15 protein-coding genes are annotated in these 19,430 nt (G+C 60.0%); 5 read left to right on the top strand and 10 right to left on the bottom strand.

Annotation, left to right across the window (positions count from 1 at the left end):
• The first annotated feature begins 150 nt into the window (after positions 1–150).
• Positions 151–801 (top strand): energy transducer TonB, encoded by a 651-nt coding sequence (locus HUW35_RS03890; protein WP_181254329.1) that lies wholly within the window; start codon positions 151–153, stop codon positions 799–801.
• Between the two features lie 65 nt (positions 802–866).
• Here HUW35_RS03890 and ilvD read toward each other — a convergent pair whose 3' ends face one another.
• The 4 genes from ilvD to HUW35_RS03870 all read right to left on the bottom strand — a co-directional run bounded on the left by ilvD (position 867) and on the right by HUW35_RS03870 (position 6,547).
• Positions 867–2,702, bottom strand: coding sequence for a dihydroxy-acid dehydratase (gene ilvD / locus HUW35_RS03885; protein WP_181254328.1), 1,836 nt, complete (start codon positions 2,700–2,702; stop codon positions 867–869).
• Positions 2,703–2,918: 216 nt separating this feature from the next.
• Positions 2,919–4,232, bottom strand: coding sequence for an amino-acid N-acetyltransferase (gene argA, locus HUW35_RS03880; RefSeq protein ID WP_181254327.1), 1,314 nt, complete (start codon positions 4,230–4,232; stop codon positions 2,919–2,921).
• A gap of 259 nt (positions 4,233–4,491) precedes the next feature.
• Positions 4,492–5,646: an acetylornithine deacetylase gene (gene argE / locus HUW35_RS03875; protein ID WP_181254326.1), complete on the bottom strand. Its 1,155-nt coding sequence runs from the start codon at positions 5,644–5,646 to the stop codon at positions 4,492–4,494.
• 19 nt (positions 5,647–5,665) lie between these two features.
• On the bottom strand, positions 5,666–6,547 hold the full coding sequence (locus tag HUW35_RS03870) for a DMT family transporter (protein WP_181254325.1): 882 nt from the start codon (positions 6,545–6,547) through the stop codon (positions 5,666–5,668).
• Between the two features lie 29 nt (positions 6,548–6,576).
• On the opposite strand from HUW35_RS03870, the gene HUW35_RS03865 reads away from it, so the two are divergent.
• Positions 6,577–7,035, top strand: coding sequence for a DUF6314 family protein (locus HUW35_RS03865; RefSeq protein WP_181254324.1), 459 nt, complete (start codon positions 6,577–6,579; stop codon positions 7,033–7,035).
• 132 nt (positions 7,036–7,167) lie between these two features.
• On the top strand, positions 7,168–8,430 hold the full coding sequence (locus tag HUW35_RS03860; RefSeq protein ID WP_181254323.1) for a Xaa-Pro peptidase family protein: 1,263 nt from the start codon (positions 7,168–7,170) through the stop codon (positions 8,428–8,430).
• A gap of 51 nt (positions 8,431–8,481) precedes the next feature.
• Here the strand turns inward: HUW35_RS03860 and HUW35_RS03855 are convergent, their stop codons facing one another.
• From HUW35_RS03855 to HUW35_RS03845, 3 genes are all read right to left on the bottom strand, one after another.
• Positions 8,482–9,279 carry a PhzF family phenazine biosynthesis protein gene (locus HUW35_RS03855; RefSeq protein WP_181254322.1) on the bottom strand — a complete coding sequence of 266 codons (798 nt, stop codon included), beginning with the start codon at positions 9,277–9,279 and terminating at the stop codon, positions 8,482–8,484.
• Positions 9,280–9,368: 89 nt separating this feature from the next.
• Positions 9,369–10,646, bottom strand: a complete 1,278-nt coding sequence (locus tag HUW35_RS03850) for an inorganic phosphate transporter (RefSeq protein ID WP_181254321.1) — start codon at positions 10,644–10,646, stop codon at positions 9,369–9,371.
• 16 nt (positions 10,647–10,662) lie between these two features.
• Positions 10,663–11,340, bottom strand: a complete 678-nt coding sequence (locus HUW35_RS03845) for a TIGR00153 family protein (RefSeq protein WP_181254320.1) — start codon at positions 11,338–11,340, stop codon at positions 10,663–10,665.
• A 200-nt stretch (positions 11,341–11,540) separates the two neighbouring features.
• On the opposite strand from HUW35_RS03845, the gene HUW35_RS03840 reads away from it, so the two are divergent.
• Both HUW35_RS03840 and HUW35_RS03835 read left to right on the top strand, forming a co-directional pair.
• Positions 11,541–13,316, top strand: coding sequence for a GspE/PulE family protein (locus HUW35_RS03840; protein ID WP_181254319.1), 1,776 nt, complete (start codon positions 11,541–11,543; stop codon positions 13,314–13,316).
• Positions 13,317–13,442: 126 nt separating this feature from the next.
• Positions 13,443–14,351, top strand: a complete 909-nt coding sequence (locus HUW35_RS03835) for a PhzF family phenazine biosynthesis protein (protein WP_181254318.1) — start codon at positions 13,443–13,445, stop codon at positions 14,349–14,351.
• Positions 14,352–14,415: 64 nt separating this feature from the next.
• Here the strand turns inward: HUW35_RS03835 and HUW35_RS03830 are convergent, their stop codons facing one another.
• Genes HUW35_RS03830 through HUW35_RS03820 form a run of 3 tightly spaced genes read right to left on the bottom strand, consistent with a single transcriptional unit; the run spans position 14,416 to position 19,251 of the window.
• A complete protein-coding gene (locus HUW35_RS03830) occupies positions 14,416–15,378 on the bottom strand; it encodes a DUF4340 domain-containing protein (RefSeq protein WP_181254317.1) in 963 nt (320 codons plus the stop codon).
• A gap of 14 nt (positions 15,379–15,392) precedes the next feature.
• A complete protein-coding gene (locus HUW35_RS03825; protein WP_181254316.1) occupies positions 15,393–18,293 on the bottom strand; it encodes a Gldg family protein in 2,901 nt (966 codons plus the stop codon).
• Complete coding sequence (locus HUW35_RS03820; protein WP_181254315.1) at positions 18,283–19,251, bottom strand: ABC transporter ATP-binding protein; 969 nt, start codon at positions 19,249–19,251, stop codon at positions 18,283–18,285. Before HUW35_RS03820 ends, HUW35_RS03825 begins: the two co-directional genes overlap by 11 nt.
• Between the last annotated feature and the right edge of the window lie 179 nt (positions 19,252–19,430).

Raw genomic sequence — 19,430 nt, 5'->3', positions numbered from 1 at the left:
CGCTTGCTTGATCAATAAATGGGAATTATTTGCATGTTCGCCAAAATCGACTAAATACTGAAAGTAGCTGATCAGCTTTTCCACCGCGCCACGACCTGTTGTCGCCCGGCGCGACTAATTTACACCTGACAATAAAAAGGAGAGGTGTTTATGGAACAGGCTTATCCGCTCAATTCCAGTCCTCTAATATCCATACCTTCAAAAACGTTTACGCTTGCCCGCAACGGGGCATTTGCCCTTGGGATCACCGGCTTACTGCTGTTTGGCATGACGCAGTTGATTGCCACTGACTACCGGGCCCCCGTGGAGGAACTGCCGCCCAAGGTAGAAACGATCCATCTGCCGAAGCTTGTGCCCAGCGTCGAGCATGCGCAACCGATTCGGAAGCCGCAGGACCCGCCGCCGGTGATGGAGCCGATGAAAGTGGAGCAGTCGGTGGAACCGGGGGAGATCCCAATGAGTTTCGAGCCGCCCGCACCAACCCAGCGCAAGTACGATCCCACACTGGTCAGCGCCGAACCACTGCCGATCTACAAGCCGGCGCCGCGTTATCCGCGCCGTGCGCTCGCGCGGGGAATCGAAGGGTATGTGGTGGTGGAGTTCACAATCAGCCCCAGTGGCAGTGTGAAAAATCCGCGTGTTGTGGGTGGCTATACCGCCGCGGGTGAACCCACTGAGTTATTCAATAGCGCAGCGCTCAATGCGGTAGAGCGATTCAAATATCGCCCGACCATATCGGATGGAGAGCGGGTCGAACGGCACAATGTGAGAAACCGGATCACGTTCCGACTCGCGGAATAACGGAGGAGTGGTGGTTGGGCCGCAAGCGTTCAATGCGCTTACGGCCCAATTCTATAGGGCAAGTATCAGTCGATTTCCCGCACTGCGCCCTTGTCGGCGCTGGTAGCCAGCAGCGCGTAGGCCTTGAGTGCGCGGCTGACTTTACGCGGACGAACCTTGGCGGGTTTCCAGCCATCGGCGCCCTTGCTGTGCATGGCTTCGCGGCGGCGGTGCAGTTCCGCTTCCGGAACGTCCACTTCAATCAGGCGGTTGGGGATGTCGATGCGGATGGGGTCGCCGTCCTGTACCAGGCCGATATTACCGCCGCCGGCAGCTTCCGGAGAGACGTGTCCGATCGACAGCCCGGAGGTGCCACCGGAAAAGCGGCCATCGGTAATCAGCGCGCAGGATTTCCCGAGCCCCTTGGATTTGAGGTAGCTGGTGGGGTAGAGCATCTCCTGCATACCGGGACCACCTTTGGGGCCTTCGTAACGCACGATAACCGCTTCGCCTTCCTTGACCTTGCCGTCAAGAATATTCGCCACCGCGTCTTCCTGACTCTCGACGATATGTGCCGGGCCCTCGAACGTCCACAGTTCCTCCTCCACACCGGAGGTTTTCACCACACAGCCGTCCGGTGCGAGGTTGCCGAACAGTACCGCAAGGCCGCCTTCTGAAGAATAGGCGTGCTCCACGGAGCGGATGCACCCGTGCTCGCGATCCCCATCCAGATTATTCCAGCGGCAGTCCTGACTGAACGCCTGCTGGGTGGGGATGCCTGCGGGGCCAGCGCGGAAGAATTTATGTACGTCCGGGTTATCGGTGCGGCGGATATCCCACTCTTCCAGGGCTTCCTTGAATGAGCTGCTGTATACCGTGGGCAGGCTTGCATCCAGCAGTCCGCCGGCCTCAAGTTCGCCCAGAATTGCCATCACACCGCCGGCGCGGTGCACATCCTCGATATGGTATTTCGGGGTGTTTGGCGCCACCTTGCACAGCTGCGGAATCTTGCGTGACAGGCGGTCGATATCCGCGAGGGTGAAGTCGACTTCGCCCTCCTGGGCTGCGGCCAGCAGATGCAGGATGGTATTGGTGGAGCCGCCCATGGCGATATCCAACGCCATGGCGTTGGAGAAGGCCGCGCGATTGGCGATATTGCGCGGCAGTGCAGACTCGTCATCTTCGTCGTAATAGCGTTTTGCCAGGGCCACGATCTCACGACCGGCGCGCAGGAACAGTGCTTCGCGATCGGCATGGGTGGCGAGCATAGTGCCGTTGCCCGGCAGCGAGAGTCCGAGGGCCTCGGTCAGGCAGTTCATGGAGTTGGCGGTAAACATACCGGAGCAGGAGCCGCAGGTCGGACAGGCGGAGCGTTCGTACTCGGCAACCTGTTCATCGGAGGCGTCGTCTGTGGCAGCGATTACCATCGCATCCACGAGGTCCAGCTTGTGCTCGGAGAGCTTGGTTTTACCGGCTTCCATGGGGCCGCCGGAAACGAAGATCACCGGGATATTGAGGCGCAGGGCGGCCATCAACATTCCGGGGGTGATCTTGTCGCAGTTGGAGATGCACACCAGAGCATCGGCGCAGTGCGCGTTCACCATGTATTCCACGGAATCGGCGATGATCTCGCGGCTGGGCAGGCTGTAGAGCATGCCGTCGTGGCCCATGGCGATACCGTCGTCCACGGCGATGGTGTTGAATTCCTTGGCCACACCGCCGGCTTTTTCGATTTCCCGCGCGACCAGCTGGCCCATGTCCTTCAGGTGCACATGGCCGGGGACAAACTGGGTGAAAGAGTTGGCTACGGCGATGATCGGCTTGTGGAAGTCATCATCCTTCATGCCGGTGGCGCGCCACAGGGCGCGGGCGCCGGCCATATTGCGGCCGGCGGTAGAGGTGCGGGAACGGTACTGAGGCATAGCGTTACTTAATGTGCTTGTTCAAAAATGAAACCGGGTGTTTTGACTCTCGCAGAGAGACAAACCATATTCGGGGTTCAGCCAGTCTGGCTGGTGGGACGAGGGTACGCCCGAGAGCCCGACAGATTAGCAAAATAGAAGGAATATTGCGCGACTACTGAAAAGTGCGGTGATGGACGCAAGCACTGTCCGCATTACGCCGCCAGCTCCGCAAGCCTATTGCGTTTGAAGCTGCTTGCGTAAAACGCGGGAATTGCGCTGGATGTTGTACAGGGATTTGCGGCTGGACGGCAGCTCGGACACGTCGACCTGGGAGAAGCCCCGCTCGATAAACCAGTGCTCGGTCTGGGTGGTCAGCACGTAGATTTCCGCCAGGTCCAGAGCCCGCGCCTGCCGTTCGAGATGCTGCATCAGCTTGGCGCCGCGGCCGCCGCCGCGAAACTCCGGGTGAATCGCCACGCAGGCGACCTCCGCGGCGATGGTATCGCCCTGGTCGTCGAGAATCGGATAGAGTGCCGCACACGCTACCGGTGTTCCGTCCACCTCTACCAGGGTGAAGTGGTCTATTTCCGCTTCCAGCTTTTCCCGCGAGCGCCGGACCAGCACACCCTGTTTTTCCAGCGGGCGGATCAGCCCGAGAATACCGCCCACATCCTGGATGCGCGCACGGCGGATTACCTCGTAGCTGTCGCGATAAATCATGGTGCCCGCGCCCTCGCGGCTGAACAGTTCCTGCAACAGGGCGCCGTTGTCGGCGTAGCTCAGCAGGTGCACCCGCTGTGTGCCGGCATTACATGCGTTGATCGCATGGCTCAGGGTTTCACTCTCGACGGACTCCGCAACGTCCTCCGCCTGATGGATACTCAGGTCATAAACGGGCCTGCCGTCGACTTCCAGCTGCGGCAGGTCTCGGTACAGAATCAGCTTTTCTGCACGCAATGCTTTGGCCGCCTCGGCGGCCAGGTCGAGATAGTTCAGATTGAACAGTTCACCGGTCAGCGAGGTACCCAGTGGCGAGAGCAGTACCAGGGCACCTTCTTCCAGGGCGCGATTGATACCACTGGTATCCATGCGCCGCACCCGACCGGTCCAGTGCATATCCGTACCGTCGATGATGCCTTCTGGACGCGCAGTGACAAAATTGCCGGAAAGCATCTTGAGTGCGGAGTTGGCCATGGGAGAATCCGGCAGCCCTTGGGAAAAGGCGGCCTCAATTTCAAACCGCAGGCGGCCCACCGCGCCCTTGATTACCTCGAGGGTTTCGCGATCGGTAATGCGGGTGTTGCCGTGGAAGCGGTTCTGGATACCCGCGCTTTGCAGGGCCCGGTTTACCTGTGCGCGCGCGCCGTGAACCAGCACAAGACGCACGCCGAGGCTGATCAGCAGGGCCAGGTCGTGTACCAGGTTGCGAAAATTCTCGTGCTCTAAACCTTCCCCGGGAATTGCGACCACCAGGGTTCGCCCGCGCAGATCGTTGATATACGGCGCGGCGTTACGGAACCAGTTGAGGTTGGTGGTTTCTGTGTTCACGATCTTTTCAGTTCAGCACGTAAATTGGTGGTTTGCACAATATACCGTATTTTCTGCGGTATTGATGTTGGTGTTCAGGTCCATAAACGAGATTGGACCAACGAAACTTCAGCATAAGGTGACGATGCCGGGTACAACCTTGTGAGACCTTCGAAAAAAGGGACTTTTTCGAAGAGCCCCCAGGGATGGGTTTACGGCGTGTCTCACAAGGTTGTACCCGGTAGCGGCGCCGCTTTCGGGCTTAATTAAAACGAGGTGATCAGAGGCAAAAACGTCCGATCAGCCCGCGCAGGATTTCCACCATCGGGTCGATCCGTTCCAACCCAAGATATTCGTCCGGCTGATGCGCCTGATCGATATCGCCGGGGCCGAGTACGATGGTCTGCATGCCCAGCTTCTGCAGGAATGGCGCTTCGGTGGCGAAGGCGACGCTCTCGGCACCGTGCCCGGTAAGTTTTTCCGCAGCCTTGACCAGCTCCGATTGCGCCGGCTCTTCAAATGCTTCCACACCACCGATCAGTGAATCCATTTCCAGGCTGATTTTTTCACCACCGATGGTGTTTTTCAGGCGCTGATGTAATTCACTGCGCAAATCGTCCATCGGCATCCCCGGCAACGGGCGCAGGTCGAACTGTAATTCCGTGTGGCCGCAGATACGGTTGGGATTGTCGCCACCATGGATGCAGCCGAGATTGAGGGTGGGTACCTGCACCGCGAAACCGGGGTTCTGGTAGCGCTGTTGCCACTCGCTGCGCAGTTTCAGGATTTCGCTCATGGCGCTGTGCATGGCTTCGAGTGCGCTGGCTCCGTAGGCGGGGTTGGAGGAGTGCCCGGCCTGGCCGGTAATGCGCAGGCGCTCCATCATCATACCCTTGTGCATACGGATGGGCTTGAGTCCGGTGGGCTCTCCAATCACCGCGTAGCGCGCTTTGGGCATGCCCGCTTTTACCAGCGCGCGGGCCCCGGACATGGAGGTTTCCTCATCGGCGGTGGCGAGGATGATCAGCGGCTGCTGCAGCGGTTTGTTGGCAAAACTTTTTGCCGCCTCGATGGCCAGCGGGAAAAAGCCTTTCATATCGGTACTGCCGAGGCCGTACAAACGGTTGTCTCGCTCGCTGAGCTTGAACGGGTCCGACTGCCAGCGATTGTCATCGTAGGGCACGGTATCGGTGTGCCCTGCCAGAACCAGGCCGCCGTCACCACTGCCCAGGGTGGCGATCAGGTTGGCTTTGTGGGGCTGGTCCTCAATAGGCAGGATCTGTATCGCAAAGCCGAGGGTTTCCAGCCAGGCAGCGAGCAGATCGATGACGCCGCGGTTACCCATATCCAGTTTCGGGTTGGTGGCGCTGACGCTGGGGCTGGCAACCAGTTGTTGCAGCTGGCTCTGCAGGGAGGGCAGCGTGCGGGTGCTCATGATGACAATCCTTGTATCGTTAGGTGGTTCCGGGCCGGTGTTTACTGCGCCATTCGCTCAGGGTAACTGCCGCGGCAATCAGCAGACCGCCACCAAGCAGGCGCGACAGGTCGGCATCGCGGTTCCAGATCAGCAGGTTCACCATTAACCCCGCCGGTATCAGCGCATTGTTCATGGTCGCGAGGGTGGCTGGTGAAACCTGGGTCGCCCCCTTGTTCCATAGAAAATAGCCCAGTCCCGAAGCGACCGCGCCCAGCCAGAGTAACACGCCCCATTGCACCGGGCTGCCCGGGTACTGGGGTTTCCCCAGAATTATCCAGGCGAGCGTCGCTATCGCGCTGGCACCGATAAAAAACCAGCCGAATGTCTGGCGCGGGGCAAGAGATTCACCCCGAGCGTGGGTAGATTGCATAAACTGCCTGTAGGCCACCTGACCAGTGGCAAAGCACAGATTGGCGCCCTGAACCACAAAGAAGCCGCGCCAGTAATCGTCGCTCAGTTCGCCCCAGCGAATTATCGCGGCCCCGGCCACTGCGATTGCCGCCATGGACAGGTTCCACAGGGAGTTTCGCAGTGAGAAACGCCGCGCCATCAGGTCGTAGATCAGAGCAATGTAAACCGGGGTAAAAATGGTAAACAGCAGTACCTCGGGTACGCTCAGTAACAGGAAGGACTGGTAATAAAACAGGTACATCAGCCCGAGCTGCACCGCTCCTATGGCCATGAGTGTCAGGGCCGTCCGCGGCGGTGTACGCCAGTTCAGGAACGGCAGAAATACCAGGGTGGCCAGCAGTACACGGGTCAGCACAGAGAAATAGCTGTCCACCTGGCCCGCCAGGTAGACGCCAATCAGGCTGAAGGAAAAAGCCCACAGCAGGGTGACAAGTAGCAGCAGAATCATGAGGACGGAATAGCTCAGTGAGTTTAAGGATGGATTACAAATCCCTGACGGCGCTGGCGCAACTGTGTACGCGATTGGAAAAAGTGCGCGCATTCAGTTTCAACGCCAGTAATGGCCCGGGGTCGCAGACCAACTGGCGCGGCCACGGCAGGGGCGAAGTGGAGGTCACGCGCAGCGGAGCCCACATCCTGTTTGCCGAGCAGGCCCGGTTTACCGATGGCGATGGCAACAAGATCGAGTTACAGAATCGCTACCGCTGGACCCGCTGTCTCGACTTTGTGCGGCTCGAACACCTGCGGCGAGAGGAGCCGGTGCTGCTGTTCAATCTGGTTCCGGTGACCGAGCAGGGCTTTCGCCATCAATCGCCCCATCTGTGCGGTGATGATACCTATACCGCCGAATTGTTGCTGCACAGTGATGAAATCGAATTGATCTGGCAGATTCACGGGCCGCGCAAGAACGAGCGGTTGCACTATCACTATTGGTAAGAGGCACTACTGGTAAGAGGCACTACTGGTAAGAGGCACTACTAATAAGAGGCGCTGCGGGTAAACGCCAAGCCTGGTGAAAGGCACTGCTGGTAAGATACACCGCAGGCCAAATCCAGGAGAAAAACGACCATGCCGAGCAAACGCCATCTGTTGAAAGCCGCCGCATTACTGGCTGTCGCACCCGCGCTGCCACTGCGCGCGGCTACAAGCCCAGCCACCGGTAAGAAAACCGAATCCTTGCTCGCGGGCGTAAAGCCGATCAGTGTGTCCGAGCGCGAGGCCAGGGTGGCGCGGGCGCAGGAGCTGATGGCAATAAACGGCATCGATGCAGTGGTGCTCGAGCCCGGTGCGGCCATGCTGTATTTCACCGGTATTCGCTGGTGGCGTTCGGAGCGATTGACCTGTGTGATTATCCCGCGCCGCGGTGAGCTGGCGGTGGTAACCCCATTTTTTGAAGAGCCCTCGGTACGCGAGTCGATGACTTTCGGCGAGGATGTGCGCACCTGGCACGAGCATGAGAGCCCGTTTGCGCGGGTAGCCGGTGTACTCAAGGATCGCGGTATCAAGGCCGGCGCGATCGGGCTGGAGGCATCGGTGCGCTGGTTTGTTGCCGACGGTATCCGCGAAGCGCTCCCCGGGTTCAAGCTGGTCAGCGCAGACCCGGTTACCCGCGGTTGCCGGATGATCAAAAGTCCCGCCGAGCTGGCACTGATGAAGAAGGCCAATGAAATCACCCTGGCGGCCTATGGCAAGGTCTACAAGGGCTTGCGCCCGGGGATGACCCCCGATGACGTCAACCAGATGATGCGTGAGGCACAGACCGGGCTGGGCGGGCAGGGGGTGTGGACCATGGCCCTGTTTGGCGAAGCCAGCGCCTATCCCCACGGCAGTGAGCAGCCGCAACAGATCCGCGAGGGGCAGATTGTGCTGATGGACTGCGGCTGCAGCGTGGAGGGCTACCAGTCGGATATTTCCCGTACTTTTGTGTACGGTGAACCCAGCAAGAAACAGCAGAAGATCTGGAACCTGGTGCGCGAAGGCCAGAATGTCGCGTTCGACGCGGCCAGAATCGGCGCCCCGGCGGGTTCCGTGGACGATGCGGTGCGCGCGTTCTATCTGAAAAACGGTTTCGGGCCGGACTACCGGCTGCCGGGGCTTTCCCACCGCACCGGGCACGGTATTGGTATGGAGGGCCACGAGCCGGTGAATTTTGTGCGCGGTGAAACAACCAAGCTTGCACCGGGTATGTGTTTCTCCAATGAACCCGGTCTGTACCTTCCCGGTGAGTTCGGCGTGCGTATCGAAGATTGTCTGTACATGACCGAGGACGGGCCCGCCTGGTTCACCGAGCCGCCAGCGAGCCTTGCCAGCCCTCTCGGAAAACTGGGGTAAGCGACGGGCCTTCCGGCCCGTCCAGTAATCGTCGACGGGGTGCGGGGTTAGTTACAGGCTGATCTGTCCGCGCAGGTAGGTTTTTGCACTTCCGCGCATAACGACCCTGTCGCCCAGCAGGGTGCAGTCCAGTTCGCCGCCGCGGGCGGAAATCTGCTTCGCTTTGAGTGCAGTCTTGTCCAGTTTTCCAGCCCAGAAAGGCACCAGCCGGGTATGGGCAGAACCAGTTACCGGGTCCTCGTCGATACCGATGGCGGGGGCGAAAAAGCGGCTGACGAAATCGCAGTCGAAACCCTCTCCCGGCGCGGTGCAGATCAATCCTTTATAGGGGAGGGCAGTGACGGCGCGCATGTCCGGTGCCAGCTCCGCCACTTCTGCCGCGCTGGCAAATTCCACCAGCAACTGATCGTTCGATCCGGCAACTTCCAGTGCACGCAGCGGTTGTGCACCGAGGGCGCGGGCATATTCATCCGTGAGTGTAATTTCTGAATTTGTCTGTGCCGGGAAGTCCAGCGCGAGCAGTTCGCCATCCCGGCGCACGATCAGCGCGCCGCTGCGGGTGAAAAAGTGAATCTCGTCATCGGTGACCCCCAGCTCTGTCCACAGCAGGTGGGCGGTGACCAGGGTCGCGTGGCCGCACAGGGGGACTTCCTCACCGGGGGTAAACCAGCGCAGTTCAAAGCCGTTGCCAGCGGCTACGGTAAAGGCGGTTTCCGCCAGGTTGTTCTCCGCGGCAATCTGCTGCATGAGCGCGTCGTCGAGCCAGCGGGTGAGTGGCACGTAGGCGGCGGGGTTACCTTGGAACAGTTCGGAGGTGAAGGCATCGGCCTGGTAGATGGGCAGTTGCATGGGAGTTTCCTTCTCACATTATCAGCACAAATAAAAAAGGGAGAGCTGAATAGCTCTCCCTTTTTAACAAGTGCCGTGGGTAATTGCTATTACCAGCCAAAGACACCTTTGAAGAAGAAGAAGAACAGGATCGCCAGGCCGGCGCCCGCCGGCAGGGTAACGATCCAGGAGGCGGCGATGGTGGTGATCATGCGCAGGTTGAGTGCGCCAATACCCCGCGCCAGGCCAACCCCCAGTACCGCACCCACCAGGGTGTGGGTGGTGGAGATGGGCAGGCCGGTGCCGGAAGCAAGAACCACGGTGGCGGCGGCGCCCAGCTCGGCGGCAAAGCCACGGCTCGGGGTCAGCTCGGTAATCTTGCGGCCGATGGTGGCCATTACCTTGAAGCCGTAGGTGGCGAGGCCCACCACGATACCGGCACCCCCCAGCAGCAGGATCCACGGCGGCATCACGGCCTTGGCGGTCACCGCACCCTGTTGCACGGTATTCACTACCGCGGCAAGCGGGCCGACGGCGTTGGCCACATCGTTGGAACCGTGGGCGAAGGCCATGGCACAGGCGGTGAAGATCATCAGAATGGCGAACACCTTCTCCACGTTGGCGAAGCGGTTGTCTTTCTCCACGGAAGGGTCGCGCTTGATACGCTTGAGCAGCACAATGCCGATGCCCATCACGACCAGGCCCATCACACCGGCAATCAGTGCATCCTGCCAGAAAGACAGGGTGATGCCCGCGTCCTTGAAAACGTGCTTGAGGCCCTTGGTGAGGGTCACCATGGAGATCATCCAGCCCACCGCAAACATGTAGAACGGGATGTAGCGTTTGGCATTGGTGAAGGGGTCTTCCGTGTTCAGGATCAGTCGCTGCACACTTCGGAATAACAGGAACGATATGGTGCCGGCCAGCACCGGCGATACCACCCAGCTGGCGACGATACTTGCCACCTTGCCCCAGGCAACGGCGTCCACGGAGATACCCACCGCGGAGAAGCCGACAATGGCGCCGACAATAGAGTGGGTGGTGGAAACCGGCCAGCCGAGGATACTGGCGATCATCAGCCAGGTACCCGCCGCCAGTAGTGCAGAGAGCATGCCGTACACCAGCAGTTCCGGCTTGTCGTTAAATAGGTCGGGGGCAATGATGCCCTTGCGGATGGTCGAGGTCACCTCGCCGCCCGCGAGGTAGGCACCGGCGAACTCGAAGATCATGGCGATCACGATCGCCTGCTTGATGGTCAGTGCGCGCGAGCCCACCGAGGTACCCATGGCGTTGGCGACGTCGTTGGCACCGACACCCCAGGCCATGAAAAATCCGAATACACAGGCCAGGATCAGGAAGATATGGCCGTATTGAGCGATGATATCCACGTTTTCTCTCTCCCGGTTAGCGTGCCAGCAACAGCTGCAATCGGTTGCCCACGCCGTGGGCCTCATCAGCGAGGTCACCGACCCACTCGATTACCCGGTAGAGGAAAATCACGTCTACCGGCGGCAGGTCTTTTTCTAATTTGAACAGGCTGGCGCGCACTTCCACTTCCAGTTTGTCGGACTTGCGCTCCAGCTCGTCGAGCTCTTCGGTCATGCGGCGGGTGATATCCACTTCGCGACCGGAAAAGCCGGATTCCAGCAGCTCGTCCAGCTCGTTGATGGCTTTCAGGGCCTGGGCAGAAGCGGCTACCGCGCTCTCGACGAAGGTACCCATCATGCTGTGCATGGATGCTGGGACTTCCATCTGACGGCCGATGGCGAGGCCGGCAATATCCTGGGCCTTGTTGGCGACCTTGTCCTGAACGTGCAGCAGCTCCAGCAGGTCGGTGCGGGAGACCGGCATGAACAGGCTGTCCGGCAGGTGCAGGCGCAGGTCTTTCTTGATGTCATCGGCGCGGTTCTCACTGGCGGAGATACGCTGCTGAACGGTTTTGGCAGTGCTGAAGTCGCCCTTCATAAGGGCATCAAAGAAGGGCACCAGATCCGCTGACGCCTCGTGGGCTGTCGCCATGTGCTCCTTGATCGGCTTGATCGGCGAGCGGCCGAACAGGTTGGCGATATTGGACAGGGGCATGGTCTGTTCCTTTTTCCGGTCCTGACAGTTGGTTGAAAAGCCACCGGGGCGGCCGATTTGGGCGGCATGGTACCCCAACCTGTGCGCAGGTCACAGTGACGCTTCGGTTTCGATGCGTTTTGAGCGGACCTGCTGCACTGTTGCTGCCCGCCATAAGAGCTACAATGCGCCTTCACTTAAGCGTAGACGGGTGCAAGGATATGGCTGTGAGCAGAGTTGCGGACCGGGTTCTGGATCTCTCCGGATTACTGGAAGACCTGGTAAGCCAGGGCTATGTGAGCCGTTTGGACGCCAACCGCCTGATCGGTACCCCGCGCAGTGCCGAACAGGCGCAGATGCACCCGCTCTCGTATATCGCCACCTGTGAGCTGGAGAACCAGAAGAATCCCGGCAAGGTGCTGGATGCCGCGACCCTGACCCAGTGGCTGGCGGATACTTCTTCTCACAGCATCTACCATATCGATCCGCTGAAGGTGAACGTGGCGGAAGTCACCGAGGTGATGAGCTTCCAGTTTGCCAAGCGCCACCAGATCCTGTGCGTGGAAGCCAGCAAGGAAATGCTGCTGGTGGCCACCGCGCAGCCCTATACCAGTGGCTGGGAAGAGCAGCTTGAACACACCAGTGGTCGCACTGTGCGCCGGGTGGTCGCGGATCCAGCGGATATCAAACGCTTCGGCACCGAGTTCTACTCCCTCGCCAATTCCATTTCCGGTGCCAGCGGGCTCAAGGGTAGTTCCGGTGCCGGCAATTTCGAGCAGTTGCTGGAACTGGGCAATCTGAAGGACCCGGAAGCCAACGACCAGCACATCGTCAATATCGTCGATTGGCTGCTACAGCACGCCTTCGACCAGCGCGCCAGTGACATCCATATTGAACCGCGCCGGAATATCGGCCGCATCCGCTTCCGCATCGATGGGGTGCTGCACCCGATCCACGAGCTGCCGGACCAGGTCAATGCCGCGGTTACCAGCCGCCTGAAGATTCTCGGGCGCATGAATGTGGCGGAAAAGCGCAAACCCCAGGATGGTCGTATCAAGACCAAGCGCCCCGACGGCAGCGAGGTGGAACTGCGTCTGTCCACCTTACCTACGGCGTTCGGCGAAAAGCTGGTAATGCGGATTTTTGATCCGGAAGTACTGGCGCGCTCTTACCACGACCTCGGCCTTGCCGGCGATGACCTGGCGCGCTGGCACAAAATGCTGGGCCGTCCCAATGGCATCGTGCTGGTGACGGGCCCCACCGGCTCCGGTAAAACCACCACCCTCTACACCGCACTCAAGCAGCTGGCCTCCACCGAGGTGAATGTCTCCACCATCGAAGACCCGATCGAAATGGTGGAAGACAGCTTCAACCAGACCCAGGTGCACCACAGCATCGGCCTGGATTTCGCCGCCGGTATCCGCACCCTGATGCGCCAGGACCCGGATATCATCATGGTGGGGGAGATCCGCGACCTGGAAACCGCGCAGATGGCGGTGCAGGCGGCGCTCACCGGCCACCTGGTGATCTCCACCCTGCATACCAACGACGCCCCTACCGCGGTTACCCGTTTGCTGGACCTGGGGTTGCCGCACTACCTGCTGAAGTCCACCGTGCTCGGGGTGATGGCCCAGCGCCTGGTGCGCACCCTGTGCCCCAGCTGCAAGCGCAAGGCGGAAGTGAGCGACGAGGACTGGCAGGCGCTGGTAAAACCCTGGAAGGCGCCCAAGCCGGAAGTGGTATATCAGCCGGAGGGCTGCCTCGATTGCCGCAACACCGGCTATCGCGGCCGTCAGGGTATCTACGAAATCCTGCCTTTTACCGAGGGCGTGCAGGCGCTGGTAACCCACGACTGCGATCTGCAGCAGGTGCGCAGGCAGGGAATGCGCGAGGGAATGAACAGCCTGCGTTTATCGGGCGCGAGAAAAGTTGCAGCGGGAATTACTACCGTGCAGGAAGTGTTGAGGGTCGCGCCACCACCGGATATCGCATTCTGATCAGGGCATTGGTGGTACATAAAAGGGATTATTGAAAACTGCGTTGTCCTTGGACCATATTCCTATACGGTGGTCGGAGATTCTCGGGCTAAGGATCAATTGGCGGACAATAAAAGGATGGATCAGATGACGCTTGAATATGTGCTGTTAGATGTATTTGCCGACAAGCCCTTCCAGGGAACCCAGATACCCGTGGTCAATTTGACCGGTCTCACTCTGGATGAAGCCGCAAAAAAAGCGGTTGCCAGTGAATTCCAGCAGACGGAAACCGTATTTATCGAGCCGCAAAAGCCGGTCCCTGCCAGCGTGTTTACCGACCGGGGCCCGCAGCGGTTTGGCGCTCATACGATTCTTGCTGCATCGTTTATGGCCTTTGAACTCGGGTTGAGCAAAAACGAGGGTAGTTTTGCGTCATTCCTCCTGCAGCAGGAAAGTGGCTTGATCGAAAGCTTTATCGATGACAATAACGGCATGCCCGGAAATATCCAGTTTGCCCGCGAGCTGTCGCCGACACTGGATCGCTATACCCCGGAGTTGTCCCGCCTCGCCGCCGCATTGAATACTGCCGAAAAACATATTTCTTTCAGCAAATATAAGCCGCTGGTGGTCAGCGTGGATACGCCCACCCTGATCGTGCCGTTTACCCGCCCCGAGCACGTGCTGGCAGCGAGCCTGAATCACGAGCGCTGGAATGCATTGCTTGGCGATATATATACCTCGGAGCTGTTTCTGTTCGCACCGGGCTCGATTACGGGTGGAACGGAGTTCCATGGCCGCTTGCTGAGCCCTGACCTGGCCATGAATGTCTTCCCGCCCATCGGCAATGTGATGCCGGAATTTATTGCCTACCTGGCGGAACAGCCGGAAACTGCCGCAGGCACCCATACCTTCTCTATGGATCGCGGCAGCCCGGAAACCCGCAAAAGTGTGCTGCACGTGGAGTTTGATAAAAAGCCGGGCAAAGAAGTGCGCTGTCGAATTGGTGGGAACGTAATCAAGATGGGGCAGGGAAAATTGTTCTTTCCCGATGCATAAAGATTTCATTGCATCCTCAACGAAAAAACCGCGCTATGCGCGGTTTTTTCGTTAGAAATTCCGTTTAGCTTTTTGTGCCATCCTCCTCCGTGGTAGCTGATTCTTCCTCCGCGGTCTGCTCCTCCTCGTCTCGCTCAACCAGCACCAGGTTCTGGTGATGTTTATCCATCACCCGGTCAAAGTCGTACTGGCTGATTTCAAAGAGCTGATTGCGGTCATCGCGGCGCACATAGTATTTGTCGTCCGCGCTGGCGAAGTGATAGCGGCGTTGACCGCCGTGGAGTTCCACCACAATTTCTGTCTCCTCCAGTTGCGGCGCTTTGTCGACGACGTGGGTGATACGCAGTTTCTCCAGAGCGCTCGCCAGCTCACGGGCCTTGCCGGGGTCCACGGCAGGTATTTCCTCTGAATCTCCGGCGGCAAACTCCCAGCCGTCTTCGCCTTTCTCCAGGGTGTAGTCCGGACCCTGGATACGCGTCAGGTCGCCGGCGGCCAGCAGGGTTTTGTCCAGCCAGCTGTCGGCCTTTTCCGGCAGGTCAAAGCTGTTCAGTTCTACCGCATAGATGGCGTCGTCACCGGCTCGGCGCACGTGCACCTTGCGGAATCCCGGGGAGGTGCCCACAAACAACTCCACCACCGGCTCTTCCCCCACTGCGGTGTAGAGCTTCAGGTGTTTGCGGAATTTTTCCTCCGCCACTTCGAAGCGCTCGCGGGCGCTGTTGCTGGTGGCGATGGGCCAGTTACCTTGCAGCGCGCCGAGTTTTTCCAGCAGGCCGTCGAGTTTGTCGCGGTTGACCGGTAAATCGTGCAGCTGCGGTAGCTGCCACTGGTCCTCCTGTTTAACCAGCGTCACGCTTTTCCCATCGCCCACAATTTCCAGCCGTTGCAGCGCGTCGGTTTCCGCTTGCACCAGGGGGGTGGATTTTGTCTGCGCCTGTTGCCGCGAGCTGGATTCCCAGAACAGGCCGGCGGCCAGCACCAGCTGCAGTGCCAGCACGCCGCTCAATGCCATTTGCAGATTTTTCATGCTTCAGTTCCTCCTCAGCCGGCCAGCAGTTGTTGATAGCGCTGCTGGCGGGCGCGATTACGCAGGTGCTGGATCAGGGCGACGATGCCCAGGGCCAGCAGTGCGGCGATATAGTTCAGGGACTCCCAGAACAGGCGGCTGTCCTGCTCCATGGGAGGCAGCGTGCGGTTGAAGTGGCTGCGCGCACGGATGCTGAGCAGACCCGCATCTTCCAGCGACCAGTCCACACTGTTGGCGGCCAGTTGCAGGGTGTTGAGGTAGTCGCCGCCGGCGGCCGCGCCACTCATGCGCACCACCTGATCCCGCAGGAAGTCGTTGGAGGCGAACAGGATGATGCGCGCGGACTCCGGCGAGCGGCTGATCTGGCTGGGCAGGTTCTCCAGTTTGGTGGCTTCACCTGCGCTTTCTTCTTCCGCTTCGCTGCCTTCCGCCGCCTGCTGCGCCAACGGCGAAGGTTTGTCGGCGAAGTAGGAGTTAAAGCGGCCGGCACTGACTACACCCAGTAACTGGGAAGCGCGCTCGCCCTCCGGGGTAAAGGCGCTGATCTGGCCATCTACATAGCGCGGCATCACGCTGGTACTGCTGGACAGCCAGGACTCCTGCGAGCTGTGCAGCAGTGGGGTGACGTCGCGCTCGGCAGACATCTCTTCGTCCACTCGAATGGGCGAGGCCCAGCTCAGGGTGGCCTGGGGCAGATTACCGGTGACCGGGTTGTCGGCGTTCAGGCCCTCGCCGCGCACGTCGATAAAGTAGGGGTAATCCAGCATGCGCAGTTCCTGCAGCTGGAAACCGCCCACATTGCGGGTGACCGGCACCGGGAAGGCGCTGTTCTGTGGATCCAGAACCAGCTTGTTGTCGATCTCGAGCCCCATATGCGCAAGCCATTTCTCCAGGCCGCTGTTGACCCGATTCAGGCTCAGGCTGCGGTTGGACAGGTCGGCGCTGTAGGGAGAGGTGGCGGCGATCACGGTGCCGCCCTGCATCAGGAACTGGTCCACCGCATACAGGGCTTTCTCGCTCAAGTTGCGCGGTGCCAGCAGCATCAGGATATCCGCGTTGCCGGACACGCGGCCGTCACTGAGGTCCTCGCGCTCTACGTTCAGCTCGGCACCCAGCAAGGCTTCCAGCTGGCTGAAGCGGGCACCGCCACCCATGCCCTGGCTGAAGTCGTCCGCCGGCGTCACCAGCGCCACAGTTTTGGTAAAGCCGCTGGCGAAGCGTTTGATACCCGCTTCCAGGTTGCGCTCGAAGGTTTTCGCACTGAGATCATCCAGCGGAATCTGCACAATCTGATCATCGTGGGCGAGGGTCAGGTAGAAATAGAAGGGGCGGCCGATCAGGCTCGCGGCCATGGGCTGGAAGCCGTAGTCCTCGGCAATCTGCTGCGCCACCTCACCGCCATCCGCTTCCGGGTCGACGAACTCGACGCTCAGGCGGTCGCCGGCGTCTGCCTGCATTTTTTCTACAGACTCGCGGACGGATTGTTTGAACTCTGCCAGCTGCTGCGGCAGTTGTGGGTCGGCGGAGACATAGGCGGTAAATGCCAGCTTGCCCTGCACCGTGTCAAACAGGTTGCCCTCGCTCTGGTAGCTCTGCAGCACCTTTTTAATGGCACGGGTGAGGTCGTACTCCGGGTTGCGCAGCTGTACGTCAATATCCGCCTCTCGCTCGGCATTGACTTCGATCAGGTCGCGGAAGCCCAGCACCTCGTACTCGTCACCATACTGCACCAGCACATCAAAGTAGGAACTGACGATGGAGGCCTGGTAGCGGTCGGCGACCTGGAAGGGCACCGGGGCGATGCCGTATTTGCGGTTGGCTTCCTCCTCAAGTTCCGGTTCTTGTGTGGGGTCGATGATTTCCACCCGTACGCGGCCGTCGCCACTCACTTCGTATTCCCGCAGCAGGTCACGCATCTGCGGTACCAGTGGCGCCAGCAGTGGATGGGTTTTGCCGCTGAAATAACCGCGGATCAGCAGTGGCTCCTGCAACTGGTTCAGGTACTGCTCTGTGGCCGGCGAGATGGAATACAGCTTGCCCTCGGTCACATCCGCGCGCAGCGCCTTCAGTTGCCCCAGCCACAGGTTGGCCCCCAGGGCGTTGACCACCAGCAGTGCGGTGACTGTCTGCCAGGCTTGGCGATGCTTGCGATCGCCACCGGCGGCCCAGCGCTCGCGCTCCAGCACCAGGGTATTGAGGGACAGGAACACGGCACACAGGCTCAGGTAGTAGTACAGGTCCGGCAGGTCGATGACCCCTCGGGTGATGGCATCAAAGCGCGCGCCGGTACTGAGGCTGCGCAGCCACTCGCCGGCGTTGGTGCCGAAAAAGTCCGTGAGCAGCGGTGTGCCGATCAGGTAGAAAATCCCGCACAGGGCCGAGGCCACAATCAGGCTGACAATCTGGTTACTGGCGCGGGCGGAGACGAACAGGCCGATGCTGAGATACGCCGCGCCCAGCAGGAAGGTGGCCAGATAGCCGGCCCACACCGGGCCCCAGTCCAGCTCGCCGATCAACGCGACGGTGGCGGGCAGCGGCAGGGTGATGGCGAGGGCGATACCGAGCAGCGCCAGGCAGGCGACAAACTTGCCGACTACAAACTGCCACAGGGGCGCGGGCTGGGTGAGGATATGTTCCAGGGTGCCCTTGGCGCGCTCGTCGCTCCACAGTCGCATGGTGAGTGCGCTGCACAGGAATATCAGCAGCAACGGCATCCACTCGAACAGCGGGCGCACGTCGGCGATATTGCGCGCAAAAAAGGCTTCGCCCCAGAAAAACACGAACAGGCTGATGGCGGCAAAGGTAGCGAGAAACAGATAGGCCACCGGTGACGCGAAAAACAGGGTGAGTTCTTTTCCGGCCACGCGTTGGATCAATCGCTTGCCGTTGACCGGTGAGGGGTTATCAGGCCGCATCTTCCAGTGCCTCCTGTTGTTTTTGTTGTGAAGGTGGGTGGTTTTCATTTACCTGGCGGAACAGGCTTTCGAGATCCTGCTGCTCTGGCTGCAGGCGATACAGCTCGCCGCCGGCGGCAATCAGGGTGCGCGCAATGACCGCACTGGTGCTGCGCAGGTTGGCCTCTCCGGTCAGTGCGATGCGGAACTGTCCTGCTTTTTCCAGTGCTTCAATGTGATCGATACCTTCGTTCCTGCCGAGGCGACCGAGTATTTCGCGGGCGTCGGTGGCGGAGGTTTCCAATAGGATGCTGTTGGCGTTGCGCAGGCGCTCGAGTTTTTCGTCCACGGCGAGGTGACCGCTGTGAATGATGAGCACGCGATCACACAAGGCCTCTACCTCCTGCATGATGTGAGTGGAGAGAATGACGGTGGCTTCGCGAGCGATCTCTTTGATCAGTGCGCGCATCTGCCGGGTCTGGGTGGGGTCGAGGCCGTTGGTTGGCTCGTCGAGTATTAGCAGCCGCGGGCGCCCGAGTATCGCCTGGGCGACGCCGACGCGCTGTTTGTAGCCGCGCGACAGGGTGTGGATACGCGCGTGTAGTTTGTCGGCGAGTTCGGTGGCTTTGATGACGCGGCGGATTTCTTCGATCTTTTCGCGACCGTCGAGGCCTTTGAGCGAGGCGGCGTAATCGAGGTAGTCGGCGACGGTCATTTCGCCGTACACGGGGAGATTTTCCGGCAGGTAGCCCAGTTGCCGCTGCAGGGTTTTGGGTTTGTCGGCCATGGATGTGCCATCAATTTTGACGCTGCCGGTATCCGGTTCCAGGTAGCCGGAGAGCATTTTCATGATGGTGGTTTTACCGGCGCCGTTGTGGCCGAGCAGGCCGACAATTTCGCCTTTGCCGATTTTAAAACTGACGCCGTCGACGGCTTTGAAGTCGCCATAGCAACGGCTGAGGTGGGTGACTTCCAGCACCTTGTCCTCCTTTTGCTTTGGTTGTCAGGGGGTGGTGGTAATACTTCGGGGGTTTAATCAGCTCCGTGGCGGCGCCGCTATCCGGTACAGCTTTGCGAGACTCGCGGTTAACCCATCCATGGGGCTCTGCACCGCCATCCATGGCGGTGAAGGTCTCGCAAAGCTGTACCGGACATCGA

Origin of the sequence: Microbulbifer sp. YPW1 (genome assembly GCF_013367775.1) — a bacterium.
In the GTDB taxonomy this organism is placed as follows: Bacteria; Pseudomonadota; Gammaproteobacteria; order Pseudomonadales; family Cellvibrionaceae; genus Microbulbifer.
The sequence above is the reverse complement of the archived record's forward strand: the minus strand, read 5'-3'. Positions and strand labels throughout refer to the sequence as shown.